The following is a 26813-nucleotide window of genomic DNA, read 5'->3' as shown; positions in this document are numbered from 1 at the left end:
TGTTCCCGACTTGTTCTAGCCTTGCGTCCGCCGCGCTGGCGTTCGCGCGCTCCCCGTCCTAAGCTCGAAAGAGAGGCAAATGCCGTTCCGACAAACGGTGTAAGCCCTTGATAGTTGGTAGGGCAACAAAGCGTGAATCTGTCGGAATGATGATTGAAAAGAAAGATCGAAAACCACGACTTAAAATCTCAGGCCTGACGAGGCGAAGCAGCAAACGATCACCGCCCTGACGTCTCGAATGTGGCCGGTTTCAGCTCTCATGAGTCAGCCAGTCGTGAAGTGGTCGACCCAGTTCCGGCCGTTCACCGCGGCTTGAGTGTTCCTAGAAACCGGTTGTTCGTTCACGTGCGGCCGGGCGGCGGGAACTGGCCGGGAGCCGACCGGCGGCTCTCAGGTAAATGGTAGTCGAAAGCTGCCGCCGCTTAGCGCTGCGGGCCGCCCTGCCAGCAATCGACCCAATCGTCGCCATTCCGCTTGTTTGTGCGTTTGCCTAGAAGCGGACACTTCCTGTTCGCGAGAGGTGACGATCTATGGTGGATATCTCGCTCGGGGCGGAAGACCTGGAGCGTCGCCTGGCGTCGGCCGAACGTCGGGCGGCGGCGGCTGAAACGGCACTTCGGGAGAGCCGGGCTCGTTACGGGCTGCTCATTGAAAGCTGGGCGCAGGCGATCTGGGAGACTGACGCATCCGGCGTCGTCATTGCCGACAGTCCAAGCTGGCGTGCGTATACCGGCCAGAGCTTGGAGGAGTGGTTCGGCTACGGCTGGCTTGATGCCATCCATCCTGACGACCGCGCCTGCGCCGAAAAGCACTGGCGCGAAGCGGTCGCGGCGCGAAGGTTGGTGGATGCGGAGTTTCGCCTCCGTACGCCTGACGGCGGATGGCGCTGGACGAACGTCCGCGCCGCACCCGTCCTCGGTGCGGAAGGAGCGATCGAAAAATGGGCGGGGATGAACATCGATATCGACGCGCGCAAACGCGCCGAAGCGGCGCTTCGCGAAAGCGAGGAGAGATACAGGTCCCTTTTCAACGCCGTTCGCCAAGGGCTGGCCATCCATCAGCTTGTGCGCGACGAGAACGGTGGCGTTATCGATGCGCGGTACCTCGATCTCAACCACGCCTACGAGGCGCAGACCGGCTTCGAACGCGCCAGGGCTGTCGGCCGTCTGGCGTCCGAGATCTTTCCGTTCATTGAGCCGTTCTGGCTCGAAATGGCAGCGCGAGTTGTCGAGACCGGGCAGCCCGAGCGCCTCGAACGCTTCGTTGCCGATACTGGGCGATGGTATGTCTTCGACATGGCGCCCGTCCAAGGGAACGACCAATTCGTAGTGTTCTATGACGATGTGACGGATCACAAGCGGACGGAAGCGGGGCTGCGCGAGAGCCAGGAGCGGCAGGCATTTCTGCTGGCGCACAGCGACATGGTGCGCCCGCTCGCCAACGCCGGGGAGGTTCAGGCCGCCACGACACGAATGGTCGCCGAGCACCTGGGCGTGGACCGGGCGATGTACGCTGAAGTTGAAGCGGAGGTGGGCGCCGAGACGGGCACCCTGCGGGGACAATATGTGCGGCCTGCCAAGGAGGGGGAGGCCACGATCGCCCCGTTCCCGAAGCACTTCACTTTCGCCGACTATGGCGAGCACCGGATGGCCAGGCGCTATCGCGGCGAGTTGCTGGTGCAGCCGGACATCGAGGCCGATCCCGAGGCGGACGCCGAGGAACGCGCCAATTGGAGGCTCGCGGGGGTGCGGGCCGCCGTGGTCGTGCCGCTCGTGAAGGACGGCCGCCTGGTGGCTGAGTTCGGCGTGCATTGCGTCACCCCCCGAAGCTGGACAGAGGCCGAGCTGTCGCTGTTGCGCGAAGTCGCCGAGCGCACCTGGTCGGCCGCCGAACGCGCTCGGGCCGAAGCCGCTCTTGCCGCTTCGGAAGAGAAATACCGCTCTCTCTTCGAGACGATGGGTCAGGGTTACTGCGAGCTCGAACTCGTCCGCGACGAGGAAGGGCGGGCGATCGATCAGCTTTACCTGGAGCTCAATCCGGCGTTCGAGCGGCTGTTCGGCATCGCCGCTGCCGATGCGAAGGGCCGCAAGGCGAGCGACGTCTTTTCCTTCGTCGACCCGGCCTGGACCCAAGCCTTCGATGACGTCGTCAGGACGGGGACCTACAAGCACTTCGAGAACCAGCACGGTGCGCGGGGCGACTGGTATGAGGTCTTCGTCTATCCCGGACGCGGTGACCGGGTCGTCATGCTCTACGAGGACATCACCCACCGAAAAGGCGCCGAAGAGCAACTCCGGGAGAGAGAGGAGCGCCAGGCGTTCCTGCTTGCGCTGGGCGACGAAATGCGCGCGCATCCTTCGGCCGAGCACAAGATTGAGGCGGCCTCCCGCCTGTTGGGAGAAAAGCTCAGTTCGTCGCGGGTCCTCTACGCCGAATACAACTGGGACAGGAATGTCGCGGAGATTTTCGGCGGGTGGTTTGCCCCGGGAGCAAAGCCTTTCCCGACGGTGATGCAGCTCGAGAGCTACGATGGCGAAGTCCTGTCCGACCTACGCGCGGGCCGGACCGTTCGCATCGACGACATCGGCGCTCTTGCCGAAGAATCCGCCTATGCTGCCATTGCCGATGTGGGAGTCCAGGCGCTGCTCAGTGTGGCCCTGGTAGTGGACGGCACGCTGAAGGTGAACCTCAGCATCCATCAGCACGAACCCCGGCGCTGGACCGACGGTGAGGTCTCCTTGGTCGAGGATGTCGCCGAACGGCTGTGGGCGGAAGTGGTGCGCGCCCGCGCGGAGTCCGCATTACGCGCCAGCAAAGAGCGATATCGCGCGCTCTTCGAGTCGATGGACGAAGCCTATGCCGTGGTCGACGTGCTGAAAGACGAGACCGGCGCCTGGGTCGATTTCCGCTTCGTCGAAGTCAATCCCGCCTTCATCGCCCATACAAGCATGCCCTGGCCGGTCGGTAAGACGGCCACGGAACTGCTGGGAACGCCCAACCCGCAGTGGACACGACTTTACGGGCAGGCGCTGGACAGCGGCAAGGCGATCCGCGTCGAGGAGCCAGAACCGACGCTGGATCGCGTTTTCGACCTTAACATCTTCGCACTCGACCCCGCCCGCAATCGCGTGGCGGTGCTGTTCACCAACATCACCGAGCGCAAGCGCGCGGAGGCGGCGCTGCGCGAGAACGAGCGGTGGTTGCAGACACTGATGAAGGGTGTGCCGCAACTCGTCTGGCGAGCAGTCGATGGGGGACGCTGGACCTGGGCAAGTCCTCAATGGACAGAATTCACTGGGCAAACTGAAGCGGACAGCCGTGATTGGGGATGGCTTGACCCCGTTCACGCCGACGACCGGCAGCAGGTGAAGGAGATTTGGGCGGGTGCGATCGAACGCGGCGAGTTCCACGCCGATTACCGCATCTTTCACCAGGGTGAGCATCGCTATCGATGGTTTCAGACTCGCGCGGCGCCGGTGCGGGACAGCAGCGGCGCAATCTCCGAATGGCTGGGCACCTCGACCGATGTCGACGACCTGCGCCGATTGCAGGAGCGCCAGCAGGTCCTGCTTGCCGAACTCCAGCACCGGGTCCGCAACATCTTGGCGGTCACCCGGTCGATCATCAGTCGCTCTGATGATGGGGAGCGTTCGGCGGAAGAATACGTCGAGCATCTTCAGGGCCGGATTTCGGCTTTGGCGCGCACGCAGGTGTTGCTGACCCGCTCAGCCGGCGCGCCGGTTGACCTCGAACTGCTGATCCGGGACGAGCTGCTCGCGCAGGTGGCGGATGAGGACCAGATCAGCCTTGAGGGTGATGACGTCTCGATCTCGCCCAAGAGCGCCGAGGTTCTTACACTCGCAATTCACGAGCTGGCGACCAACGCGACGAAATATGGGGCTTTTTCACGACCAAGCGGTCGGCTGGAGGTGCGCTGGCGAACCGAACCGCGCGACGGGCACGACTGGCTGGTGATTGACTGGCGTGAGCGCGGGGTGCCCGTAATCGAACTAGTGCCGCGCCGGCAGGGGTTCGGCTTGGAACTAATCTCCCGCCGGATCCCTTACGAATTAAAGGGGCATGGCAGCTTCAGGCTCCAGCCGGGAGGGATCGAAAGTCGGATCGAGTTTCCGCTCGTCGCTGGCTAGAGCATTCTGCAGACTGACGCAGGAGGACGATGAATATGCGCAACAGCAGCTTGGAGCAGGCGCGCATCCTCGTGCTCGAGGATGATTACTATTTGGCCACCGATCTGCAGAACGCGCTGGAAGATGCCGGCGCCACGGTGGTTGGCCCCTTTGCAGATGCAGCCGGCGCAGCGGAGGCATTGGCTGCCGATCCGCCCGATTGCGCCTTGGTCGATCTCAACCTGGGTCAGGGAATGAGTTTCGACGTTCCTCGGGAGCTGTCGCGCCGCGCCATCCCGTTTGCATTCGTCACCGGCTACGATCGCACCGCCATCCCCGACGAGTTTGCCGCCACGCCGCGAGTCGAAAAGCCGGTTGTCGCGCAGCAGGCGGCACGGATAGCTGGGCAGCTTCTGGCGCCTCAGCGAACCTGACGGACGGCAGCTAGCCCATTCTCACCAAGGCTGATGGGAAGATGTAGGTAGGCGGGATTGAACTCGGCGACGGAGACTAGGCCCGCCCAGTCGAGAATGGTGGCGGTGCCGCGCGTCACCGTGATCAGGCCGTCCTCGCGCAAGGTCTTGATCGAGCGATTCACATGAACCGAGGTGAGCCCGAGCGCATCGCCGAGTTGTTCCTGCGTGATCGGGAACGGAAAGCGTCCGTGAGTTAGTGCACCGATCTGGGCGTAGCGCACCGCCAACTCGCAGATCAGGTGCGCGATGCGTCCCCGCGCGTTCCTGCGCCCGACATTCACCAGCCACTGCGCCACGATTGCCCCATCGACTACGCAATCACGCCAGAACGCGGATGCGAGGCCACGGTGATCGAACGCGAGTTCGCGTAGAAGCCGGTGGGGCACTTTTATGATCGTGACATTCGTAAGCGCCTGCAACGGGGACGGCGCCTTCGGCAGCATGAGCGAGTAGAGATCCACCATGTCGCCAGGGACGTGCAGGCTGACGATCTGCCGGCTGCCGTCCTCGAGCTGCGAGAACCGGGCGACAAGCCCGTCCACGATGAGGCAGGAATCCTCAAGCTCCTCCCCCAGGCGGACGAAGTCGCGATGCGCCGCTACTTTCTGGGGCTGCCCGTTCAGAGAAAGTACGGCCTCCCGCTCCTGAGCACTAATCTCAGATCGCGCTTCCAGACGCTGGAGAAACAATCTCAGTGCTCTTTGCCGCGGGCCGATCTCCATCGCTTGATTCTCCGTTGCCAACTTACATCAGCCTGGTCGATCCGGTACGATGCCGCGCTAATCTATGTTGGGTTGCCGCCAAGATGATCCAATAGCTGGCGTGATCCGAGCGCGGCGTTCTTGACATGAGCTGCGGCAGCTTTCGAACGTTTCGATGTTCCGAGCTGCCCGGCCGCTAAGTCCGCAATGTTCGCCGTCCAGGACGCCGTTATTGGCGAGATGAACAAACGGCGGCTCCCGGGATCGATGGCGGATCGGTCGAATGACCGAGATTGGGGCGCGTGACTTCCGTCAAAGGCTTGATGAACGAGCGTTCGCTTACGCGATGCGAGTGCCCAAAACGGATGGCTGCAACCCACCCGCTGTTCGACCGCATACGCGCCTCTGAAGACGTGCGATCTTCCTGCAGCGCGGCTCCGACCTTGAGCCTTAACGCGGCTGATCTTTTCAGGAAGCTCACTTTCCGACATGTTCCAACCGCCCAGAGGCGGCTACGAGGTACAGACAGCGAAAATGTCGGAAAACAGCGAGATAAGACCGCTGTCTCTTAATCAGCGGGTCCTTGGTTCGAGCCCAAGTGCGTCCACCACTTTTCAGTCACTTAGGTGACAACATTGGCGCCGCCGCGATCGGGAAATCCACTACTCAATGACAGGCTTCGGCCTTGAACGGCGAGCTCCTCGAGCTCGTCTCGATTGTCGCTCATCGCCATTGATGGTGCGGCGCTGCGTCAACACTCGTCGCCTAGCATGCGGGAACACTCGACCACGCGCAGCCTGACTCGCCTCGCGCTGGGATCACCTTTTGCCGCCCGACGTTTGCACCGTGCGGCGTGGCGTCAGGTTCGACGAACGCCCATTGACTTGCCCACAACCCCGCTCGTACGTGTGAAGCAATTAGGTCAACTGACTTAATTGTCCGATCGACTGCCCATGACGGCGGTCGACGGCGGGAGAGCGGGAATGGCGTACGACATCATCGTAGTTGGTGGTGGGATTGGCGGATCGGCGCTTGCCACGGTTATGGCGCGCGCCGGGCGTTCGGTGCTCCTCCTGGAAAAGAGCCTCGCCTACGAAGACAAGGTGCGCGGGGAGTGGATTGCGCCATGGGGCGTTACCGAGACCAAGCGTCTTGCCCTTTATGACACGCTGCTGAGCGCCGGCGGACACCACCTCTCCAGCCATGTAACCTATGATGAGACGCGCGACCCGGCCGAAGCGGAGGCGCGCGCGCTGCCGCTCGGCATGTTCGCGCCGGACGTGCCTGGTCCCTTGTGCATCCGCCATCCGGTACATTGTCAGGCGCTCTTTGATGCGGCTTCCGCGGCCGGCGCCACCGCGCTGCGGGGCGTAGACGTCAAGCAGGTCGAACTCGGCGACACGTCCAGCGTCACTTACGTGCATGACGGCCAACAACATACGGAGCATGCGCCGCTCGTCGTCGGGGCCGAGGGACGACAATCCGTGGTTAGGCGCGCGGCTGGGCTGACGCTTCATCAGGACAAGCCGCACCATTGGTTTGCCGGGTTGCTGGTCGACGGCGTCCAGGCGTGGAACGACACGCGGCAGGCGATCGGCACCGAAGAGGATTTCGCCTTTCTCGCATTCCCGCAGGGAAACGGACGCATGCGGGTCTATGGTGGCTGGGATCTCGCGGCCAAGACCCGCTTCGCTGGTCAGGAGGGCCCAAGGCGTTTCCTGGACGCCTTCCGCATGAAGTCGGCGCCGCATAATGAAGCGATCGCCCAGGGCACGCCGGCAAGCCCTCTCCTCGCCTATTACAACAATTGCAGCGCCGCCGAGCGTCCGTTCGCACCGGGAGCCGTGCTGGTCGGTGACGCAGCTGGCTGGAACGATCCCATCCTCGGGCTAGGTCTGTCGATCACCTATCGCGATGTGCGACTGGTCAGCGACATTCTGAAGGAAACTCCCCACGGCCGGGAGCCGGATTTCCGCCCTTATGCGGAGGAACGCAGGGAGCGCATGCGCCGACTGCGCATCGCGTCCGAACTGCAAGCAAAGCTCGACATGGAGTTCGGCGAGGAGGCTCGTGCTCGCCGGCGCCGCTATCACGAGGCAAGTGCCGTTGATCCGATGCTCGGAATGCACGGCGTGGCGACCCTCGCCGGCCCGGAAGCTGTGCCGGCCGAAGTTTTCGAGGCCGCCCATGTTGCGCGAGTGGTGGGAGTCTAGCTGATGGATATCGCACGCTACAACGCCGACTGGTTGGCCGCGTGGACGGCCAAGGACGTCGACGCCCTGCTAGGCTTTTACGGCGCGGACTGCACCTACTTCGATCCGCAAACAGCCGCTGGCATTCGCGGCCATGAAGCCCTTCGCGCCTATCTTACCGGGCTTTTCGCGGCCACCCCAGCAATGACCTACACGCCCGACGAGACTTGGCCGATACCCGGCGGCTTTTGTGGCCGCTGGTATTGCGATGTTGCCGGCGGCGGCCGCCTGCGCGGGTTCGACATGGTGCTGCTCGATGGCGAGCAGATCACTCACAACGAAGTCTACGTACACCAGCTTCCACAGGATTAGGGGAGGGATCGATGCAGTTCGATTTCAACGAGCAACAGAATGAATTTCGGCAGGAGGCGCGACGCTTCCTGGCCGCCGAGTGTTCCACTGATCGGGTCCGCAAGGCGCTGGAAGGCGGCGGCTTCGATCGCTCGCTGTGGCAAGGTGTTGCCGAAATGGGCTTTCTGGGCATTGCCATTCCCGAGGAGCATGGCGGGCTCGGTCTCGGATACCTGGAGCTTTGCGCCGTTGCTGAAGAGTTCGGCCGGGCGATCGCCCCGCTGCCGATCCTCTCCTCCGTTTACCTAGCCGCCGAAGCGATCAAGTCGTTCGGGACCGCCGAACAGCAGTCCGAATGGTTGCCCAAGATTGCTGCCGGCGCCGCTATCGGCTGCCTCGCCAGCAGCGAAGGCGAGCGCCTGACGGAAAGGAACGTGTGGGCGACCTTCAACAACGGCGCACTAAGCGGCACCAAGACGCCAGTGCTCGACGGCGACATCGCCGATGTGGCAATTGTTCTCGCGAAGGAAGGCGATGCCCTCAGCCTCGTGCTGGTCGACCTTTCACAGGAAGGCGTAACTCGGCAATCGCTGGACACGATCGATCCCACCCGCGGGCAGGCGACGCTGACGTTCGACAATGCCGCTGGTGAGCGGCTTGGTGAGCGCGGTGAGGGCTGGGCCAATCTCCAGACGTTGCTGGATCGCGCGGCAGTACTGGTCGCGTTTGAGCAAATTGGCGGCGCCGATCGCGCACTGGAGATGGGCCGCGATTACGCGCTCGAACGCATGGCGTTCGGACGGCAGATCGGCAGCTTCCAGGCGATCAAGCACATGCTCGCCGACATGTACGTATCGGCGACCTTGGCCCGCTCCAATGCCTATTATGGCGCATGGGCACTATCCACGGGCGCAGCGGAGCTGCCACGCGCCGCTGCTACGGCTCGCGTCTCTGCAACCAACGCCTTCCGCCACTGCGCCAAGAACAATATCCAGGTGCACGGAGGCATGGGCTTCACCTGGCAGATGGACTGCCACCTCTTCTATCGCCGCGCCAATCAGCTTGCGCTCGCGCTCGGCAGTCTGCCGGATTGGGAAGAGAAATTGGTCAACCGGCTCGCGGCCGCAAACGAGCCGCTCGCCGCCTGATCAAGGCCGGAAGTACGCCGCCCTTCTCCGTCTCACCGCGGGGATCGGCCGGGCAAAGGACAGAGGATCCACGCTCATGAACTTCGATGACACTCCCGAAGAAGCCGCCTTCCGCGCAGAAGCGCGCGCCTGGATTGACGCCAACGCACCCAAGCACCTCCACCCGATCCTCTCGGGCTCAGGCCATGGTACAGCCGGTGATATCGCCGACGTTGACATGCTCGCGGAGAGCAAGGCGTGGCAGAAGAAGAAGTATGACGCTGGCTGGGCCTGCCTCCACTGGCCAAAGGAATATGGCGGCCGCGGCGCCACACCAATGCAGCGGGTCATCTGGAACCAGGAGGAAGGCGTATATGCGCAGCTTTCCTTCACCTTCATCATCGGTCAGGGCATGTGCGGTCCGACGGTGATGGCGTGGGGCAGCGAACAGGACAAGCAGGCCCTCCTTCCGCCGCTCGCCGCGGGCGAAGACATTTGGTGCCAGATGTTCTCCGAACCGTCCGCCGGCTCCGACCTCGCCGGTCTCCGCACCCGCGCTGTCAAGGATGGCGATGAGTGGGTGATCAACGGCTCCAAGATCTGGACGTCCGGCGCTCATATTTCGCAATATGGCATTCTGCTCACCCGCACCGATCCCAGCGTCGCCAAGCATAAGGGGCTGACGATGTTCTGGGTCGATATGCGCTCGCCGGGTATCGAGGTGCGCCCCATCCTTCAGGCTCACGGCCAATCCGGCTTCAACGAAGTATTCTTCACCGACCTGCGCATTCCAGACAGTCAGCGCCTCGGCGGCGTTGGCCAGGGTTGGACGGTCTCGTTGACGACGCTGATGAACGAGCGGCTGTCGATCGGGTCCGGCATGTCCACCGGCTTTGAAACCTTGCTGGATTATGCGGTTCGCGCGCCCGGCCGTGATGGTGGCCGTCTGGTCGACGATCCCGCCATCCGGTCGAGGCTCGCGGACTGGGCAACCAAAGCAAGCGGCTTGAAGTACACTTCAATGCGTGCCTTGACGGCTCTCTCCAAGGGGCAGGAGCCCGGACCAGAGAATTCGATCGGCAAGCTCGTCGCCGGTGCTACCAGCCAGGAGATCGCGACGTTCGCGATCGATCTGCAAGGAGAGACTGGCGTACTCACAGACCCGGCACAGGCCGCGCACGCGGCTCGCTTCCAGGCTACCCTGATGCGCAGCCCAGCGACCCGCATCGAGGGCGGAACGGACGAGATCCTGCGCAATATCATCGCCGAGCGCGTTCTCGGCCTGCCGGGCGACGTCCGCGTCGACAAGGACGTTCCTTTCGAAAAGATCCCCACCAGGGCCTGACTGCTCTCAGCGCCCGGTGAGCTAGCCAACCGGCTCACCGGGCTGTTCTTTGCGGTTCAATCGACCGCGATCACCCGACCTGCAGCCGGAACGGGTGGGCCGGCGATTATATCGGCACGAGAGCAACTTGCCCGACACTGGCGACCCGCTCGCACGCGAGCATCGCTGTCAAAGATGTGTCAAAACGTCACTTCACGCGTTCAGGAGTTTCCCGGCTCCCGAAGGAGCTTCGATGCGTCTCGTTACTGCAACCGCCCTGCTCGTGGCCGCCGTTCCGGCTCAAGGGCAAGACCCTGCCCTTGACCCCGCCTGCGCGAACGTGCGGGTGGCCCTGCCAGCGGATCTCGTCGGCTGGGCAGAGCAAGCGCCGGTAGCTGCTGGCACGGAGCCGGGAGGCGGCGCGACCATTCGCCCGGGCCAAGCGGTACGTGCGTCTCTGCACCCGGCAAGACACTTGAAGCTAAGCCCCGCACCTAAGACCGTCGGTCCAAATGGCGGCACCCTGACGCTAGTCATTGCAGCGCCCGGCACGTACCGGCTGGCTCTTGGGGAACCCACGTGGATCGACTTGATCCGCGACGGCAAGCTCGTGCAGTCTTCAGCTCACAGCAATGGGCCCAGATGCACAGGGATCCGCAAGATGATCGATTTTGTTCTCCCCGCCGGCAACTACACCGTGCAGCTTTCCGGTAGCCAGGCCGAAAGCGTCACCCTTCTGGCGGTAAAGGTTGCCTGATGCGCACGTTAGCCTTGATCGTCGGTTTGCTATCAGCCGCGCCCGCTGTTGCTCAGACCCAGGCGCCCCCGCCCCCAAGCCAGCCAAGCGCATCGCCAGCTCCGACACCTGCAGCGACTACGCAGGTCACGTTGATCACCGACGCTGGACCGATCGTACTTGCTATCGAAACGGAGAAAGCACCGACAACGGCTGCTAACTTCCTGAAATATGTGGACGGCAAGCGGTTGGACGGAACGTCATTCTATCGCACGGTGAAGATCCAGGCGGAACCACGCTATGGCTTCATTCAGTTCGGCACCCAGAATGATCCAAAACGCACCCTGTCCCCGATCGCCCATGAACCGACCAGCAAGACCGGGCTAAGCCACGTCGATGGAGCGATCTCGATGGCGATGGCGGCACCTGGAAGCGCGCGCGGCGACTTCTTCATCATTGTCGGCAACACGCCAGCTATGGATGCAGACGGTGCGAACCCCGGCTATGCGGTGTTTGGACGCGTGATCCAGGGCATGGATGTGGTGCATCGGATCATGGACATGCCCACATCACCGACCAAGGGAGAAGGGATCATGAAAGGTCAGATGCTGGAGCCGACGATTCCGGTGAAAACTGCCCGGCGCACCGCCACCTCGGCAGGGGGCCCTGCATCGTGAGGGCGATCAAACTTGCCGCGCCTGGCGGTCTCGATCGCCTGACCGTATCCGAACAGGCCGATCCTGGCCAGCCAAAGGCCGGAGAAGTCCGGGTAGCGCTTCATGCTACCTCGCTGAACTTCCATGATTACCTGGTCTGCTCCGGCAAGTCACCGACGGCGGACGGCCGCATTCCGATGGCGGACGGCGCCGGCGTCGTTGAAGCAATCGGGGAAGGCGTTACCGATTTTCAGGTGGGCGACCACGTCGTGTCTTGCTTCTTTCCGGATTGGCAGGCGGGACCACCCACGGTCGGGGACTTTCGCAGAGTGCCGGGCGACGGAATTGATGGCTTTGCGCGGGATGCTGTTGTCCTCCCTGCCACCGCCTTCACTAAGGCGCCCGCCGGCTGGAGCCACAAGGAGGCCGCGACTATTACGACCGCCGGCCTAACGGCGTGGCGAGCGCTTGTCGTGGACGCCGGACTGAAGGCTGGCGACACCGTTCTCGCGCTCGGCACCGGCGGCGTTTCGATCTACGCCCTCCAGATCGCACGCGCGATGGGCGCTCAGGTCATTGTTACTTCTTCTTCGGACGAAAAGCTGGCACGCGCCAAGGACATCGGCGCAACCCACACGATCAACTATCGCAGTGAGCCCAAGTGGGGCCAGAAGGTAATGGAACTGACCGGCGGCCGAGGTGTGGATGTGGTCGTTGAGGTTGGAGGGCCGGGAACCCTGGGGCAGTCGTTGCAGGCCGTGCGCATCGGCGGCCACGTCGCCCTGATCGGTGTACTGACAGGTGTGAGCGGCGAAGTGCCAACCGCTCTGCTGATGGCCAAACAGGCGCGACTACAAGGACTAATTGTCGGCAGCAGGCAAGAGCAGGAGGATTTTGTTCGTGCGCTTGATGCCAATGGCGTGCGGCCGGTCATTGATCGAACCTTCGCGTTTGAAAACCTCGCGGACGCCTTTCGTCATCAGGAAAGTGGCAGCCACTTCGGGAAGATCGTGGTTAGCTGGTGATGGAGAGACCGGAGATCGCTGTGGGCCCGTGCCAGGCCGAGCGGTCGGCAGCGCCCGTGCAACGACGGCGACAGCGTTTTCCGCCTCTGGCCAATAGCCTCATAGTTTGCGTCGGCGGCGGATCGGACTAAGCTTGAGCATCGAAAGGAATGCTCATGAACGCTCCCTCCGCGCTTCAGGATTGGCCAAAACTCGGCGAGAACGTGCTTCCGGATACGATCGCGCTCCGACGTGCCATCCATGCCGAGCCCGAGGTTGGTCTTCATTGTCCGAAAACCACGGCTAAGTTGAAGGCTTCCCTAGCCGGGTTGCCACTCGAGATTCATGACAGTCAATCTACGACCGGCTTCATCGCCATCCTTCGCGGTGGACAAGCGCAGGCTGGCGATAACGGGCGCACCGTCCTGTTGCGCGGCGACATGGACGCCTTGCCGATGACAGAAGAAACGGGTCTGGATTTCGCCTCCACGATCCCGGGCGCGATGCACGCCTGTGGGCATGATGCCCACTCCGCCATGCTGGCAGGCGCAGCGCGGGCTTTATGTTCGCGTAAAGATCAACTCCCCGGTACAATTGTGTTCATGTTCCAGCCTGGCGAGGAAGGTCACCACGGCGCTCGTTGGATGATCGAGGACGGGCTGTTGGAGGTTGCGCGTCCCGACGCAGCATTTGCGCTGCACATTTCGCCCAATGCGCCGGGGGGGGTCTTCGTCGGTCGTGAAGGGCCATTGCTTGCTTCCACCGACACGCTGATCGCCAACATCAAGGGTAAGGGCGGGCATGCAGCCATGCCCCACGATTGCATCGACCCGATCCCTGTGGCCTGCGAAATCGTGACGGCATTGCAGAGCTTCATCGCACGCCGGATCCCGGTGGCCGATCCGGCGGTGCTGACGATTACACAGATCCATGCTGGCAGCAGCCACAACATCATCCCGGACTCCGTTCGCCTCATGGGCACGTTGCGCACCCTTTCGGATAGCACACGCGAAAAGGCGCGCGCGGCGTTCCGCCAGATCGCCAACGACATCTCGGCGGCGCACGGTTGCACCGCCGAGATAAATATTGACGAAGGCTATCCCGTAACCGTCTGCGACCCCCGCGCGACAGCGATGATGCGTGAACTCGCCACATCAATTTCAGGAGAAAAGGGCTGGTCACCCATGCCCGCTCCGATGATGGGCGGAGAGGATTTCTCGTACGTCTTGCGGGAAGTTCCCGGCGCCATGGCATTCGTCGGGGTGGCCGCCCCGGACAGCGATCCCAAGACCAACCCGCCGCTTCACAACACACGGATGACCATCGACGAAAGCGTCATGGCGAAGGGTATCGCAATGCATTGCGCCCTCGCCGAACGCTTTCTGGAACGCGGCTTCGACTAAGTCCCACGGCTGCTACAGCGGGATTGAAGGGCCGGTCCGGAACAGGAACGGCCAGAACTTCACTCCCGCTGTAAAGAAGGCTTATTCGACGGTCACGGACTTCGCGAGATTGCGGGGCTGGTCAACATCCGTACCTTTGGCCACCGCGACATGATACGCCAGAAGCTGGATTGGCACCGCGTAAACCAGCGGCGCGATCAGCGGATGCACCTTTGGCATCTCAATCGTGGCGATGGTGTTCTCGCCCGCTTGAGCGATACCGTCAGCATCAGAAATCAGCACCACTTGCGCACCGCGGGCCTGCGCTTCCTGCATGTTGCTGACCGTCTTGTCGAACAACGGACCAGACGGCGCAATCACGATCAGGGGAACCTGATCATCAATAAGCGCGATCGGACCGTGCTTCATTTCACCCGACGCGTAACCTTCGGCGTGTATGTAGCTGATTTCCTTCAGCTTGAGAGCACCCTCAAGCGCAAGCGGAAACTCGGGGCCGCGACCCAGATAGAGGACGTCTCGTGCCACGGCGATCTTCGGCGCCATGGTCTCGATCTCGGCATCGTGGGACAAGGCCTGGGTCATTGCCTCCGGCACCTGCTGGAGTTGCCGAACGATCTCCGCCTCGTCCTCCAAGCGTCCCTTGGCACGGGCCAGATTGGTAGCGAGCGCAGCCATGACGGCGAGCTGGCACGTGAACGCCTTCGTGGACGCAACACCGATCTCGGGCCCCGCATGGGTCGACAACAGCAGGTCAACCTCGCGAGCCATTGAACTGGTCGGCACATTGATGATGCCGGCAGTCGTCACGCCTGCGGATCGCATGTGGCGTAGGGCAGCCAACGTATCCGCCGTCTCGCCAGACTGGGAGATCACGATGCCCAGCGTATTCGGCAGCAGCACAGGGTCACGATACCGATACTCGCTCGCCACATCGACCTCGACCGGAACACGCGCGAGCTGCTCGATCCAATATTTCCCGATCATGCCGACATAGCTTGCCGTACCGCACGCGACGATCGCCACCCGTTCGATGCTGGAGAGATCGAAGTCCATGTCCGGCAGTGCCACCTGAGCCTCCAACGGCCGAAGGTAGGAGCGCAGCGTCTGCGCAACGACGACCGGTTGCTCGTAGATCTCCTTCTGCATGAAATGGCGATGATTGCCTTTGTCGATCAACTGCCCGGAAGCGCCGGAATTGACGATCGGACGCTCAACTCGATTGTTGTCGCGATCATAGACCTCAACGCCCTCACGCGTGATCGCGACCCAGTCCCCTTCTTCAAGGTACGCAATTCGCTGCGTCAGCGGCGCGAGCGCGAGTGCGTCCGACCCGAGGTAGTTCTCGCCATCGCCGTACCCAACGGTCAGCGGCGCTCCAAGGCGCGCACCAAGCAACAGATCGGGATGAGTGCGCACCATGACGCCAAGCGCAAACGCACCGTGTAACATCGGCAGAACCGCCGCGAGCGCCGCGCGCGGCTCCGCGCCGCCCTCGATCTCGCGCGCAATCAGATGAGCGACGACCTCCGTATCGGTCTGACTACGAAACTCTCGACCTTGCGCGATAAGTTCGTCCCGTAACGGCTTGAAGTTCTCGATTATTCCGTTGTGGACGATCACCACGTCACCCACGATATGCGGATGGGCGTTGTCCTCCGTGGGCGCTCCGTGGGTCGCCCAACGGGTGTGCGCAACCCCCGCGAAGCCCGGCAGCGGATCCTCCATTAATCGCTGCGCCAGGTTCTTCAGCTTGCCCGGTGCGCGACGACGATCGAACTGGTCATCGTGGATGGTGCAGATCCCAGCCGAGTCATAGCCTCGGTACTCAAGCCGCTTGAGGCCATCGAGCAACCGGTCGGCCACCGGTTCGCTGCCCAGAATACCAACGATTCCACACATTTACTTTTCTTCCTTCCGCGTACGCATCAGGGTTCGAAATCGCTCCGCCCACCCTGCCTTACTGGTCTGAGGAGGACGGACAAGCGCCAGAGCGTCGCCCGGAACGTCCGCGGTGATCGTGGAACCCGCCCCCACGATCGCGCCATCGCCGATCGAGACAGGCGCAACCAGGGCCGAGTTCGACCCGATAAACGCGCCCGCCCCAATTACCGTCTTGTACTTGAAGAACCCATCGTAGTTGCAGGTGATGGTGCCGGCGCCAATGTTTGCGCCGGCGCCGATCTCCGTGTCCCCAAGATAGGTCAGGTGATTGGCTTTTGCGCCGGGGCCTAGCACAGCTTTCTTCATCTCGACGAAGTTGCCGACACGAGAGCCACGCTCCATCACTGCGCCCGGACGCAGACGGGCGTAGGGGCCGACAGAAGCTCCTTCTTCCACCCGCGCGCCTTCAAGGTGACTGAAGGCGTGAACAGTCACGTTATCACCGATGCTGACACCCGGACCAAAGATCACGTTAGGCTCGATCAGAACGTCTTTGCCAATCCTCGTGTCGTGACTGAACCAGACTGTATCCGGAGCAATCAGGCTGGCGCCCTCGCCCATCACCTGCTTCCGACGCGCGCACTGCCAAGCGCCTTCCAGCGCGGCCAGCTCCTCTCGGCTGTTCACCCCAGCGACTTCCTCAGCCGACGTTTCGATCACCGCTGAGGCTCTGCCGTCGGCGGCAGCGAGCATCACGATATCGGGCAGGTAGTATTCGCCCGCCGCGTTGTCGTTCCGAACGCGACTGAGAAGTGTGAAAAGGTCTGCGCTGGCAACAGCCATCAGCCCCGAATTACAAAGATTTACCGCGCGCTCCTCATTAGACGCGTCCTTGAATTCGACCATCTTCTGGATGCGGCCGTTCGCCTCCACGATCACCCGTCCGTAGGCACCAGGATTTTCCGGCCGGAACCCAAGGACCACCGCGGCTGGCACATCACTTTCATGCAAGCGGTCAACCATTCGACGCATCGTTTGCGCCGCCACCAAGGGAACGTCGCCATAGAGAATCAGGACGTCGCCGTCGAAGCCCTGCAATGCTGCGGCTGCCTGCAACACCGCATGTCCGGTGCCCAGTTGCTCTGCCTGGTGAACGACGCGCACCCCAAGGTGGGTGACTGCGGCTTCCACCTGCTCCCGCCCTGCACCCACAACAACGACCGTGTGCACAGGCTGAAGATCTGCGGCGCTATCCAGAAGATGGATCAACATGGGCTTGCCCGCAATCGGGTGCAGCACCTTGTGGGTGGCGGATTTCATGCGCGTGCCCTTGCCGGCAGCAAGCACGATTACAGCGAGAGAACGGCTCGTCATGGCGCGCCTGTGCCACCACACGCTTGCCATTTCCATAGTGAGCGGCCACGCCGCCGCACGATGCAGCGCTTTCCTTTCGACATAGTCGGCTTCGATCTCGACGGCACGCTTCTCGACACGAGTGGCGATCTTGCCGCTGCGGTGAATCACGCACTCGCCCAAGCGGATCGGCCACCGCTCGAGGTCGCCGTCATCAAGCCTATGATCGGCGGCGGCGCGCGACACATGCTGGCGCAAGGGCTTGAGGCAACCGGCGGCTCGGATGAGCAGCTGCTCGACCGGCTACACCGCATTCTTCTTGATCACTACGCCCGCAATTTGTCGATCCACACGGCACCGTTTCCGGGCGCCCTTGCCGCGCTTGACGCCTTGGAAGACCTCGGCGTGAAGGTGGCCGTTGTTACAAACAAGCTGGAGGGATTTGCGCGAGAGGTGTTGCGTGACGTTGGCCTTCTTGATCGACTTTCCTGTATGATCGGCGGCGACACGCTTGGACCAGGCAACAGCAAGCCATCGCCAGCCCCCATTCGCGCGATGATTGAACGATCCGGCGGCGGCCGCGCAGCATTCGTCGGCGACTCGATCTATGACGTGGCTGCCGCCCACGCGGCGAACGTCCCAGCGGTCGCGTGCCGTTTTGGGTTCCTGATGCAGCCCGTCGAGGAGCTTGGCGCGGAGGCAATCATCGATCACTTTGACGAATTGGTGCCTGCTCTGGAGCGGCTTGGATGACGTTATCCCGTCCCATGTGGCGCCTGCTTCTCGGCGCGGTCGGTGTGTTCGTGGTGGTCATGGCGCTGCTTCCGCATCCGCCGAGCATCCCGATCGAAGGCGACAAGTATCAGCATATGCTCGCCTTCCTGACCCTAACCGTTCTTTCGGTAGCGGCTTATCCCGAGACGCCGCTGATCCGCATTGGCGAGCGGCTTTCATTCCTCGGGGCAATGATCGAAGTGGTTCAGTCGATCCCTGCCCTGCACCGTACCTGCGACATCATGGACTGGGCAGCCGACACTGCCGTTATCATATTCGTGCTTGCTGCGGTCGCCCTTTACCGCCGGCGCTCTTCCGCCATTTGACCCAGAGATGCCGAGCCAACATGGCCGGCGGCATACGCCGCAAGTGTGACCGTATGTAGAAGGCGAGCCGCGTGGCGGGACGCGTTTCCTGGCCCCAGCCATCGCGCGCCAGCAAGCGCCTCAAGAACATGCGATCCATCGGCTTCATGCCCGCCCATTCAGCCGGCACCGGGGTACCAAAAAGTGCGTGTGATAGGCGAACGGCCCGCGCCACCACGTCCACCGCGCCATGCTCGGCTGCAAAGCTGCCGAGCTTGGTCCAGAAGTGCCCATCCTCTTCGCCGAACTCGCGCAACAGGCGATCAATGTCCCACAAGTTGCGCAATCCACCGCTGAGATCGCCATCGCCAAACAAGTGGATAGCCGCATGCACGACCATCTCCGAGCTTTCGAGGACGGCAAAACCACTGCCAAGCGGCACTGCGTTGGCAATCAGCTGGTCCGCTTTCGGTGTTCGGCGGGCGGTTAACGGTAAAATGGTGTGGTGAACATCGATCATCCGGTCGCGGTCCGGGTGAATGAGCGGAGGCAGCTCGTGCATCCACTGCCGATAATAGGCATCGTCATAGGGGTCCGGTTTCACCCACACCCATCCGTGAGCCAGCAGAGCCGCCTCTACCTCCGCCAGTTTTGCCCGCGGAACGAGAATATCGAGGTCGCCGACCGATCGCCCCTGCCCCGCATCAAGCCCGGCCGCCGCGAACGCGGTTCCTTTCAACAGGATCAGCGGCTCGATCACTCCGCTTAACGCGCGCCGTGCCATTTCCGCTTCCCAGAGCGCTTGCCGGCGTCCCTCCAATGCGGTCGCCTTCGCATCTTCGAGCACCGCAGATACGCGGTGCGGGAGCACAAGACCGTCGAGCCGCATCGCCAATGTGCCGGTTAACTGCTCGGCGCGCGCCACCGCCAGCACGGCCGTCCACGCGTCCAGATCCATCGACGATGCGATCGTCGGATCAGCGAGAAGCCTGGTCAAGGTAAGAGCGGGGGCTACCACAGCGCCTCGATCATCGCCGCCGCGGTGTCAGCATCTGGATAGTCGATCGCCACCCGCGTCACGTCACTTACCAAGCCGGTCAGGGCAAGAAAGCCGCGCTCTCCCAAACCTACGTAGTTCGTCGACGCCTGCGTCAACCTGACAAAGGCTTCACCCGCGCCCACAACCCGTTGATCTGGCGCAGCACCAAAGCGCGGGAATAGCAGCAATATCGGCCGGGCGGGTTGCTCGGCACCGGCTAAGGCGTTCGCTTGCGGCACCAGATGCCGGATGGTTCCCTTGGGGGTGTCGCTGATAAGCGGCCCCCATTGCGAATGGCGCAGTGACTTCGCGACCACCTCGATCGCGTCATTCTTCAGGCTCACTGGACGTGGAAATGGATGGATCATGCCAGACGCCAGGTCGAGCAGCACGAACTCATCCGCCATTAGGCGCCATCCACGGCCTTGCAGAAGTGCTGCCAGCGTCGACTTCCCTGCACCGGACTCCCCGGTCAGCACGATTGCGCGACCGTCCCGCTCTACTGCCGCGGCGTGGAGCAGCAGAAACCGTCGCTGCCCCAGCGCCATTTGCAGATTCATTCCCATTTCCGCGGCCAGCAGGCCTTGGTCCAGCGGTAAGGGCGCTGCATCGGGAATGGCAAAGTCGCCCTCGATGGTGACGGCAGGACGTATCCAGCGACGCCAGGCCCTGAGCGGCGCCAAACGCACGGTGAAATCCGGCACGCCGTTATCCTGCGGGTAGTCACGATACAGTATCTGCAATTGCGTGATTGGCTCTCGCCAGACGCTGCCTATCCGGAACGTCACCGGCCCAACCCGAACGCCAAACACGTGCTTCATGCTCGTCGCTCGATCAGTCCGGCGGCGGCGAGTTCATCCATGATCGCCGCGAGACCGGTACGATCTCCGTCGACAAGCTCAAACTCCTGCTCGATGTTGTCCAGCGTCAACCACCGCCCCGACAGCGCCGTCAGCAACTCCGGCACAGGCGAGGCGACGAGATGCGTGATGCCCGACGCGCGGTGGAAAACCGCGACCAACTCATCGAGGTGAACCATCAACAGGTCCGAAGCCTGCGGCGCGCGATAGCGCGTCGCGCCCATCACTTAGCGCCGCGGCATCTGCAGGGAGGCGAAGCAGGTGAAGCCAGTCGTCCCGCTACGCAGGTTCTGCACATATTTCAGATAGGCGCGGCTCCGCTCGTAATCGACCCCAGGCAAGTTCCCGCCGGTTGCAAGGGCACGTCGGATATCCTCACCCTTCAACGGGTGGCCAGGTGGAGCATAAGCGCCGCGCGTACCGGCCGGTACGACCTTCCCCGAGGGATCGATATAACCACCTGCTCTTCCGGGATCAGGTACCGGGACCTCACACGTCAGCACGGAGCCGTAGGCCTGGGCCATCGCCGGCCGGATCGATACCACCGCTACGGCGCCCGCGGCACCGATGCGCAGGGCGCGGCGACGCTGCGGCTGCGCCGGCTGATCATGATCGATGGGATCGCTCATCTGGCCTCTTTCTTCCTCAAAGCCCTTCCATAATCCTAACTCGCGCACAAGAACCGTGGCGAACCCGTGCCGCCATGGGACGCCCGGGTAAACGGCGTCGCCTGCGCCCCGGGATGGACAATCACCCCTGCCGCGCCCTACCCACGGGATCCTTGCGGACAGCGGCGCCAGGCCAAGGACATGAGCCAGATTATTTCTCCGCGCGGGTGGGCCGCGCTCGGAATTGTTGCGGCAACCGCCGCGATTATGGCCGTGATCGGGGCCGGACCTGATGCGGTTATCATCAGCGTCGCGGGGGCGATCGCCGCTGCTCTGACCGGTGCTGGCGGACGTTCCTCGGACGAAGATCGGCTCGCCCCTTCCGCTCTCCCGGCGAACTCACCAATGATGGAGCCAGTGCTCGATGCGCTCGGCGAGCCGGTGCTGATCCTGCTGGGATCGCGGATCGTCAGCGCAAACCGTGCCGCTCGCGCGCTGCTTGGCTCCCATGTGGTCGGTGAAGACGCGCGGACGGCGATCCGACACCCGGCTGCTTCCGGGCTCCTCGCAAGTGAGGAAAGCGCTGGCCCGGTTGCGCTTACCGGGCTTGGCTCGGTGGCGCAGCGGTGGGAGATGCAAATCGCGCCCATCGGTGACGGTCGTCGCCTTGTTCATCTCACCGATCGCAGCGGTAGTCATGCGGCAGAGCGCATGCGTGTCGATTTCGTGGCGAATGCTAGCCATGAACTCCGCACGCCGCTTGCTTCGATCTTGGGCTATGTCGAAACCCTCTCAGATGCTGCCGGGGATGATCCGGTCGTACGGGCGCGCTTTCTCAAGATCGTTTTCGATGAAGCTAGGCGGATGCAGCGTTTGGTCGATGATTTGATGAGCCTTTCGCGCATCGAAGCAGAGAAATTCCGCGCTCCTTCGGACATCGTTGATCTTGGGACCCTAGTCGATGACACGCATGCTGAGCTTGCAGAAGCGCATGACGGGCGTGGGCGAGACATCATTCTGGAGCATGAATCCGGCAGCATTCCGGTGCTCGGGGACAGAACGCAGCTGTCTCAGCTGCTTCACAACCTCATCGGCAACGCGATGAAATATGGTCACCCGGGTACGCCCGTCCGCGTGTCGATTAGCCGGGATGGGGACGCCGTCCGCCTGATCGTCGCCGATCAGGGAGACGGCATTTCCCCGGAGCATCTGCCTCGCCTCACTGAGCGCTTCTACCGGGTGGATCCTGGTCGCAGCCGTTCGGTCGGCGGGACCGGTCTTGGCCTGGCTATCGTGAAGCATATCGTCGAACGCCACCGCGGTCGCCTCGATATTGCTAGCCGCGTTGGCGAGGGTACGCGCGTCACCGTCACCCTCCGCGCGCCCGCCATCAACGCCGGGCAACCGCTGTCATGAAGCAGTAACGCGGGTGTCACAGAGGCGGCGCGTCGAGGGCAAACACCTTTCGGAACCCAAATGATTCGCGCCGCTTTACCAATCGCGCTGATCGCGCTTTGCTCGGCTTGCCATGATCAGGCAAGTGGTGGCGCAGGCGCCCGTGCCCAGATCAAGGCTGTCGGCTCCTCAACCGTTTATCCGTTCACCACGATTGTAGCAGAGCAATATTTGGCAAACAGCCCCGGTGCTCGTCCTCCCGTGATTGAGTCTACGGGGACTGGAGCGGGGATGCGCCTCTTCTGTGCCGGCATTGGCGCCGCTCACCCGGACGTCGTGAACGCATCGCGCCGGATGAAGCGGAGTGAGTTCGACGCTTGCGTCCGCAACGGCGCCAGCGAAATTCTTGAGGTGCAGGTCGGCATCGATGGCGTGGCTTTCGCCGAGGCAAAGAATGGCCCGAAGATGGCGCTTACGCCTGGCGAGATCTACCTCGCTCTTGCCGCTGCGCCCAAGGGTAAGCCGAACACTGCGCGCACTTGGCGAGACGTGAACGCTACGCTCCCGCCGATCCCGATCCAGGTATATGGACCGCCCTCCACGAGTGGCACCCGTGACGCCCTTGCAGAACTCATCATGGCGCGCGGCTGCATCGAAACCGATCCGGCCGCCAAGACACTGGAGGCAGATGATGCCGATGCCTTCAAGGCGCGGTGCCAACGGGTTCGCGAAGACGGCGCCTATGTGGATGCGGGCGAAAACGACAATCTGATCGTGCAGAAGCTGACAGCGAACCCGAATGCCATTGGGGTGTTCGGCTACTCCTATCTGGAGGAAAACGCCGGATCAGTGGATGGCGTGCCGATTGCCGGGGTCGCGCCGAGCGAGGCCAGCATCGCCGACGGCAAATACCCCGGCGCCCGCCCCCTTTATATCTATGTAAAGAAGGCGCACCTGAAAGCCGTTCCGGGCCTCAGCCGTTTCATCCTTCAATATACGAAGCTTTGGGGCGCAAACGGCCCGCTGGCGCGCCGCGGGCTGATAGCCGCACCCACAACGATTCAGATCCAGGCCGCGGATGTCGTGCGCACCGAAAAGACGCTGGATGGGGCGGCACTCAAATGAGCATCGGCCCGCTCTTCTTCCTCGTCGTCGCCCTTGGGCTGATTGGCTGGTTCGTCGCCCGCGCTCGGGCCATCGCGCTGCGCGGCGGCGGTACCGGGCGATTCAGCGCACTTCCGGCTCACCACGGGTGGTTCGTGGCGCTCTGGACCGCGATCCCGCCGCTGCTGTTTCTGACCGTCTGGTTCTTCGTGTCGCCCGCGATGGTCACCAATGCGGTAATCGCAACCCCGGTGGCCGCGGGCTTGCCGCCGGTTGGGTTTGAGCGGTCGGCCATCCTTTCCGAAGCTCGCAATCTTGCGCGGGGTGAAGCGTTCGGTGCGTTCCATGACCTCTCGGAAACGCTCGCCCCCGCCTATGCTGCCGCGCAGCGCCGGTATGACTGGATGGCGACAAGTCTCGCTGCCCTGCTAGCCTTCGCCGGTTTCGCGTTCTCCTACGTTCGCGTGCGCCCGCACTTCGCCGCACGAACGCAGGTTGAGCGGATCGTCATGGTCCTGCTGCTCGCTGCCTCGCTAATCGCGATACTCACCACCTTTGGCATCGTGGCGAGCCTGCTGTTCGAGAGCGCCAGGTTCTTCTCGATCGTGCCACTCACCGATTTCCTATTCGGAACCCACTGGTCCCCGCAGGTCATCGACCCGCGCGATCCGGGTGCGAGCTTGGGCGCGGTGCCGCTGTTCTGGGGCACCTTCTTTATCGGCGCGGTCATCGCCATGCTTGTCGCGATTCCCTTTGGCCTGATGAGCGCGATCTATCTCACCCAATATGCGCGCTCCTCGACGCGCCGCTGGATGAAGCCGTTGCTGGAGGTGCTCGCCGGCGTCCCCACCGTCGTCTATGGCTATTTCGCCGCTCTTACAGTCGCGCCCGCGATCCGAGACCTGGCCGTTTCGGTCGGCATCCGTTGGGCAAGCAGCGAAAGCGCGCTCGCCGCAGGTCTGGTTATGGGGGTGATGATCATCCCCTTCGTCTCTTCGATGGCGGACGATTCACTGGCGGCCGTGCCCAGTTCGATGCGTGATGGCAGCCTGGCGATGGGCGCCACCCCCTCCGAGACGATCAGAAAGGTGCTCGTCCCGGCCGCGCTGCCCGGCATCGTGGGCGGGGTGCTGCTCGCCGTCAGCCGAGCCATCGGCGAAACCATGATCGTTGTCATGGCGGCGTCCGGCGTCGCCACGCTGACCCTCAATCCCTTCGCCAGCACGACTACCGTGACGAAGCAGATCGTTGACCTCCTCACCGGTGAGGCCGAGTTCGACAGCGCCAAGACCCTAGCCGCCTTCGCCTTGGGTCTGACGCTGTTCGTCGTGACCTTGCTCCTCAACATCGTCGCTCTCGTCGTCGTGAAAAGGTACCGCGAGGCTTATGACTGATCGCGCCCCTACTGACTGGCGCACCGATGCGATGCGCCGCCGCATCGCCCGCCGTTACGCGTCCGAACGTCGCTTCCGGATGCTGGGGCTCGGCGCGATCATTCTGTCCGCCGCCTTTCTCGCCTTTCTGATCATCACCATGGTGATGCAGGGGGCGGCCGGCTTCGCCGAGACGCGGGTGGCACTGCCGATCGACTTTCGGGCGGCGGAGCTCAACGTCACGCCCGAACAACTGCGCGGTGACCGTGCGGATCTCGCCCTCGCCGGGGCCGGGCTCGAGAATGTCGTCGATGGGGCGGCCGGTACTGCCTTTTCGACGCTCGGCGGCGCGGAGCTGCTGTCGGACGGCGCCTGGCTCCGTGTACGCGACGCGGTGAAGGCCGATCCGTCACTGCTCCGGCGCAGCGCTGTCGTCGACGTGCCCGTCGCCACCGATCTGGATATGGCTTTTAAAGGCGAGGGAACGCCCGTAGCCGAACGGATCGTCACCGCTCTTGGAGACAAGCTCTCCCGCGGCCTTAACCGCGATTTTTTCGGCGGTGCCGACTCCTCGGATCCCACGCGTGTCGGCATTTGGGGCGCGCTGAAGGGATCGTTGCTGACGATGCTCGTCACCCTCGTGATCGCGTTTCCGATCGGCGTCCTTTCAGCGCTTTACCTTGAGGAATATGCACCGCGGAACCGCTGGACCGACCTGATCGAAGTGTCGATCAACAATCTGGCGGCAGTACCTTCGATCATTTTCGGCCTGCTTGGCCTCGCCGTGTTCCTGAACACCCTCGGCCTCCCACGTTCGGCGCCGATTGTCGGCGGACTGACACTCGCCTTGATGACTATGCCGGTCATCGTCATCGCGGGTCGCAATGCGATCAAAGCGGTCCCGCCGTCGATCCGCGACGCCGCGCTCGGCATCGGCGCCAGCCCGGTGCAGGTCGTCTTCCACCACGTGCTGCCGCTCGCCCTGCCCGGTATCCTGACGGGAACGATCATCGGTATGGCCCGCGCGCTGGGCGAAACGGCTCCGCTGCTGATGATCGGAATGCGCGCGTTCATCGCCGCACCGCCAGAGGGGCTGGCGGACCCCGCCACCGTGCTACCCGTCCAGATCTTCCTGTGGTCGGACGAGGTCGCCCGCGGCTTCGTTGAAAAGACTTCGGCGGCGATCATCGTTCTGCTCGTCTTCCTGCTCGCGATGAACGGCCTCGCCATCTACCTCCGCAACCGCTTCGAGACCCGCTGGTGACCCAGAAGATCACTGCCCGTAACGTCAATGTCTTCTATGGAGACAAACAGGCGATCCGAAACGTCTCGATCGACGTGGATCAGGAGGATGTGACCGCCTTCATCGGCCCCTCCGGCTGCGGGAAGTCCACCTTTCTGCGCACGCTCAATCGCATGAATGACACGGTTGCCTCGGCGCGCGTCGAGGGCGAGATCCGGCTGGACGGCGAGAACATCTACTCCAGGGACATGGACGTGGTGCAGCTCCGCGCCCGCGTGGGCATGGTATTCCAGAAGCCGAACCCGTTCCCGAAGTCGATCTACGAGAATGTGGCTTATGGCCCCCGCATCCACGGTCTGGCGAATGGCAAATCGGAACTCGACGGGATCGTCGAGCGGTCACTGACCCGCGCCGGCCTCTGGACCGAGGTGAAGGACCGGCTGTCCGACAGCGGCACCGCCCTGTCGGGCGGACAACAGCAGCGACTGTGCATCGCCAGAGCGATTGCGGTCGATCCCGAAGTGATCCTCATGGACGAACCATGCAGCGCGCTGGACCCGATCGCCACTGCCCGTATCGAGGAACTTATACACGATTTGCGGGGCCGCTACGCCATCGTGATTGTCACTCACAATATGCAGCAAGCGGCGCGCGTGAGTCAGAAGACCGCCTTCTTTCACCTCGGTGAACTCGTCGAATACGGCGACACCAACAACATTTTCACCAACCCGCGCGAGCAGCGCACGACCGACTACATCACCGGGCGGTACGGCTGAGGGGA

The 26813-nt window shown here is 63.0% G+C and carries 23 protein-coding genes; 16 read left to right on the top strand and 7 right to left on the bottom strand.

Annotated features, from left to right (window positions below; genetic code table 11):
- Positions 1-530: 530 nt before the first annotated feature.
- A complete protein-coding gene (locus LK535_RS01615) occupies positions 531-4148 on the top strand; it encodes a PAS domain S-box protein (protein ID WP_227770153.1) in 3618 nt (1205 codons plus the stop codon).
- A gap of 29 nt (positions 4149-4177) precedes the next feature.
- Positions 4178-4561 (top strand): response regulator, encoded by a 384-nt coding sequence (locus tag LK535_RS01610; RefSeq protein ID WP_227770152.1) that lies wholly within the window; start codon positions 4178-4180, stop codon positions 4559-4561.
- On the opposite strand, the gene LK535_RS01605 is transcribed toward LK535_RS01610, so the two are convergent.
- Complete coding sequence (locus LK535_RS01605) at positions 4549-5292, bottom strand: Crp/Fnr family transcriptional regulator (protein WP_227770151.1); 744 nt, start codon at positions 5290-5292, stop codon at positions 4549-4551. The two genes, LK535_RS01610 and LK535_RS01605, sit on opposite strands and share 13 nt — an antisense overlap.
- Before the next feature lie 995 nt (positions 5293-6287).
- Here LK535_RS01605 and LK535_RS01600 point away from each other — a divergent pair.
- From LK535_RS01600 to LK535_RS01570, 7 genes are all read left to right on the top strand, one after another.
- A complete protein-coding gene (locus LK535_RS01600; RefSeq protein ID WP_227770150.1) occupies positions 6288-7517 on the top strand; it encodes an NAD(P)/FAD-dependent oxidoreductase in 1230 nt (409 codons plus the stop codon).
- A 3-nt stretch (positions 7518-7520) separates the two neighbouring features.
- Positions 7521-7868: a YybH family protein gene (locus tag LK535_RS01595; RefSeq protein ID WP_227770149.1), complete on the top strand. Its 348-nt coding sequence runs from the start codon at positions 7521-7523 to the stop codon at positions 7866-7868.
- A gap of 11 nt (positions 7869-7879) precedes the next feature.
- Complete coding sequence (locus LK535_RS01590; protein ID WP_227770148.1) at positions 7880-8995, top strand: acyl-CoA dehydrogenase family protein; 1116 nt, start codon at positions 7880-7882, stop codon at positions 8993-8995.
- 76 nt (positions 8996-9071) lie between these two features.
- On the top strand, positions 9072-10319 hold the full coding sequence (locus tag LK535_RS01585; protein ID WP_227770147.1) for an acyl-CoA dehydrogenase family protein: 1248 nt from the start codon (positions 9072-9074) through the stop codon (positions 10317-10319).
- An 867-nt stretch (positions 10320-11186) separates the two neighbouring features.
- Entirely contained in the window at positions 11187-11711 is a 525-nt protein-coding gene (locus LK535_RS01580) for a peptidylprolyl isomerase (RefSeq protein ID WP_321576526.1), read from the top strand.
- Positions 11708-12715, top strand: coding sequence for a zinc-dependent alcohol dehydrogenase family protein (locus tag LK535_RS01575; protein ID WP_227770146.1), 1008 nt, complete (start codon positions 11708-11710; stop codon positions 12713-12715). The genes LK535_RS01580 and LK535_RS01575 overlap by 4 nt, the downstream gene beginning before the upstream one ends.
- 155 nt (positions 12716-12870) lie before the next feature.
- Positions 12871-14097 (top strand): M20 metallopeptidase family protein, encoded by a 1227-nt coding sequence (locus LK535_RS01570; protein ID WP_227770145.1) that lies wholly within the window; start codon positions 12871-12873, stop codon positions 14095-14097.
- Between the two features lie 81 nt (positions 14098-14178).
- Here LK535_RS01570 and glmS read toward each other — a convergent pair whose 3' ends face one another.
- Complete coding sequence (gene glmS, locus LK535_RS01565; protein ID WP_227770144.1) at positions 14179-15996, bottom strand: glutamine--fructose-6-phosphate transaminase (isomerizing); 1818 nt, start codon at positions 15994-15996, stop codon at positions 14179-14181.
- Positions 15997-17352, bottom strand: a complete 1356-nt coding sequence (glmU, locus tag LK535_RS01560; RefSeq protein WP_227771032.1) for a bifunctional UDP-N-acetylglucosamine diphosphorylase/glucosamine-1-phosphate N-acetyltransferase GlmU — start codon at positions 17350-17352, stop codon at positions 15997-15999. It lies immediately after the preceding gene.
- Between the two features lie 60 nt (positions 17353-17412).
- Here glmU and LK535_RS01555 point away from each other — a divergent pair, with 60 nt between their 5' ends.
- On the top strand, positions 17413-18084 hold the full coding sequence (locus LK535_RS01555; protein WP_227770143.1) for an HAD-IA family hydrolase: 672 nt from the start codon (positions 17413-17415) through the stop codon (positions 18082-18084).
- Complete coding sequence (locus tag LK535_RS01550; RefSeq protein ID WP_227770142.1) at positions 18081-18431, top strand: hypothetical protein; 351 nt, start codon at positions 18081-18083, stop codon at positions 18429-18431. Before LK535_RS01555 ends, LK535_RS01550 begins: the two co-directional genes overlap by 4 nt.
- Here LK535_RS01550 and LK535_RS01545 read toward each other — a convergent pair.
- The 4 genes from LK535_RS01545 to LK535_RS01530 are packed head-to-tail and all read right to left on the bottom strand — an operon-like array spanning position 18376 to position 20938.
- The gene (locus LK535_RS01545; protein WP_227771031.1) at positions 18376-19368 is read right to left on the bottom strand and encodes a nucleotidyltransferase family protein; all 993 of its coding nucleotides are present in this window, start codon (positions 19366-19368) and stop codon (positions 18376-18378) included. The genes LK535_RS01550 and LK535_RS01545 overlap by 56 nt on opposite strands.
- A 53-nt stretch (positions 19369-19421) precedes the next feature.
- Complete coding sequence (locus tag LK535_RS01540; protein WP_227770141.1) at positions 19422-20270, bottom strand: HprK-related kinase A; 849 nt, start codon at positions 20268-20270, stop codon at positions 19422-19424.
- A complete protein-coding gene (locus LK535_RS01535) occupies positions 20267-20533 on the bottom strand; it encodes an HPr-rel-A system PqqD family peptide chaperone (RefSeq protein WP_227770140.1) in 267 nt (88 codons plus the stop codon). Before LK535_RS01535 ends, LK535_RS01540 begins: the two co-directional genes overlap by 4 nt.
- A gap of 3 nt (positions 20534-20536) precedes the next feature.
- Entirely contained in the window at positions 20537-20938 is a 402-nt protein-coding gene (locus tag LK535_RS01530; RefSeq protein ID WP_227770139.1) for a hypothetical protein, read from the bottom strand.
- 180 nt (positions 20939-21118) lie between these two features.
- Here LK535_RS01530 and LK535_RS01525 point away from each other — a divergent pair, with 180 nt between their 5' ends.
- The 5 genes from LK535_RS01525 to pstB are packed head-to-tail and all read left to right on the top strand — an operon-like array spanning position 21119 to position 26808.
- Complete coding sequence (locus LK535_RS01525; protein WP_227770138.1) at positions 21119-22333, top strand: ATP-binding protein; 1215 nt, start codon at positions 21119-21121, stop codon at positions 22331-22333.
- Between the two features lie 60 nt (positions 22334-22393).
- Positions 22394-23437: a substrate-binding domain-containing protein gene (locus tag LK535_RS01520; protein WP_227770137.1), complete on the top strand. Its 1044-nt coding sequence runs from the start codon at positions 22394-22396 to the stop codon at positions 23435-23437.
- Positions 23434-24810: a phosphate ABC transporter permease subunit PstC gene (pstC, locus tag LK535_RS01515; RefSeq protein WP_227770136.1), complete on the top strand. Its 1377-nt coding sequence runs from the start codon at positions 23434-23436 to the stop codon at positions 24808-24810. Before LK535_RS01520 ends, pstC begins: the two co-directional genes overlap by 4 nt.
- Positions 24803-26053 (top strand): phosphate ABC transporter permease PstA, encoded by a 1251-nt coding sequence (gene pstA / locus LK535_RS01510; RefSeq protein WP_227770135.1) that lies wholly within the window; start codon positions 24803-24805, stop codon positions 26051-26053. The genes pstC and pstA overlap by 8 nt, the downstream gene beginning before the upstream one ends.
- Entirely contained in the window at positions 26050-26808 is a 759-nt protein-coding gene (gene pstB / locus LK535_RS01505; protein ID WP_227770134.1) for a phosphate ABC transporter ATP-binding protein PstB, read from the top strand. The genes pstA and pstB overlap by 4 nt, the downstream gene beginning before the upstream one ends.
- Positions 26809-26813 lie beyond the last annotated feature (5 nt).

The organism is Sphingomonas sp. IC4-52 (genome assembly GCF_020707225.1).
Classification (GTDB): Bacteria; Pseudomonadota; Alphaproteobacteria; order Sphingomonadales; family Sphingomonadaceae; genus Sphingomonas.
The sequence above is the reverse complement of the archived record's forward strand: the minus strand, read 5'-3'. Positions and strand labels throughout refer to the sequence as shown.

Bases quoted from the DNA above. Each gene is read 5' to 3' on its own strand.
- LK535_RS01615 (WP_227770153.1), top strand. From the start codon at position 531: ATGGTGGATATCTCGCTCGGGGCGGAAGACCTGGAGCGTCGCCTGGCG.
- LK535_RS01610 (WP_227770152.1), top strand. From the start codon at position 4,178: ATGAATATGCGCAACAGCAGCTTGGAGCAGGCGCGCATCCTCGTGCTC.
- LK535_RS01600 (WP_227770150.1), top strand. From the start codon at position 6,288: ATGGCGTACGACATCATCGTAGTTGGTGGTGGGATTGGCGGATCGGCG.
- LK535_RS01595 (WP_227770149.1), top strand. From the start codon at position 7,521: ATGGATATCGCACGCTACAACGCCGACTGGTTGGCCGCGTGGACGGCC.
- LK535_RS01590 (WP_227770148.1), top strand. From the start codon at position 7,880: ATGCAGTTCGATTTCAACGAGCAACAGAATGAATTTCGGCAGGAGGCG.
- LK535_RS01585 (WP_227770147.1), top strand. From the start codon at position 9,072: ATGAACTTCGATGACACTCCCGAAGAAGCCGCCTTCCGCGCAGAAGCG.
- LK535_RS01570 (WP_227770145.1), top strand. From the start codon at position 12,871: ATGAACGCTCCCTCCGCGCTTCAGGATTGGCCAAAACTCGGCGAGAAC.
- glmS (WP_227770144.1), bottom strand. From the start codon at position 15,996: ATGTGTGGAATCGTTGGTATTCTGGGCAGCGAACCGGTGGCCGACCGG.
- glmU (WP_227771032.1), bottom strand. From the start codon at position 17,352: ATGACGAGCCGTTCTCTCGCTGTAATCGTGCTTGCTGCCGGCAAGGGC.
- LK535_RS01555 (WP_227770143.1), top strand. From the start codon at position 17,413: ATGCAGCGCTTTCCTTTCGACATAGTCGGCTTCGATCTCGACGGCACG.
- LK535_RS01550 (WP_227770142.1), top strand. From the start codon at position 18,081: ATGACGTTATCCCGTCCCATGTGGCGCCTGCTTCTCGGCGCGGTCGGT.
- LK535_RS01545 (WP_227771031.1), bottom strand. From the start codon at position 19,368: ATGGATCTGGACGCGTGGACGGCCGTGCTGGCGGTGGCGCGCGCCGAG.
- LK535_RS01540 (WP_227770141.1), bottom strand. From the start codon at position 20,270: ATGAAGCACGTGTTTGGCGTTCGGGTTGGGCCGGTGACGTTCCGGATA.
- LK535_RS01535 (WP_227770140.1), bottom strand. From the start codon at position 20,533: ATGGGCGCGACGCGCTATCGCGCGCCGCAGGCTTCGGACCTGTTGATG.
- LK535_RS01530 (WP_227770139.1), bottom strand. From the start codon at position 20,938: ATGAGCGATCCCATCGATCATGATCAGCCGGCGCAGCCGCAGCGTCGC.
- LK535_RS01525 (WP_227770138.1), top strand. From the start codon at position 21,119: ATGAGCCAGATTATTTCTCCGCGCGGGTGGGCCGCGCTCGGAATTGTT.
- LK535_RS01520 (WP_227770137.1), top strand. From the start codon at position 22,394: ATGATTCGCGCCGCTTTACCAATCGCGCTGATCGCGCTTTGCTCGGCT.
- pstC (WP_227770136.1), top strand. From the start codon at position 23,434: ATGAGCATCGGCCCGCTCTTCTTCCTCGTCGTCGCCCTTGGGCTGATT.
- pstA (WP_227770135.1), top strand. From the start codon at position 24,803: ATGACTGATCGCGCCCCTACTGACTGGCGCACCGATGCGATGCGCCGC.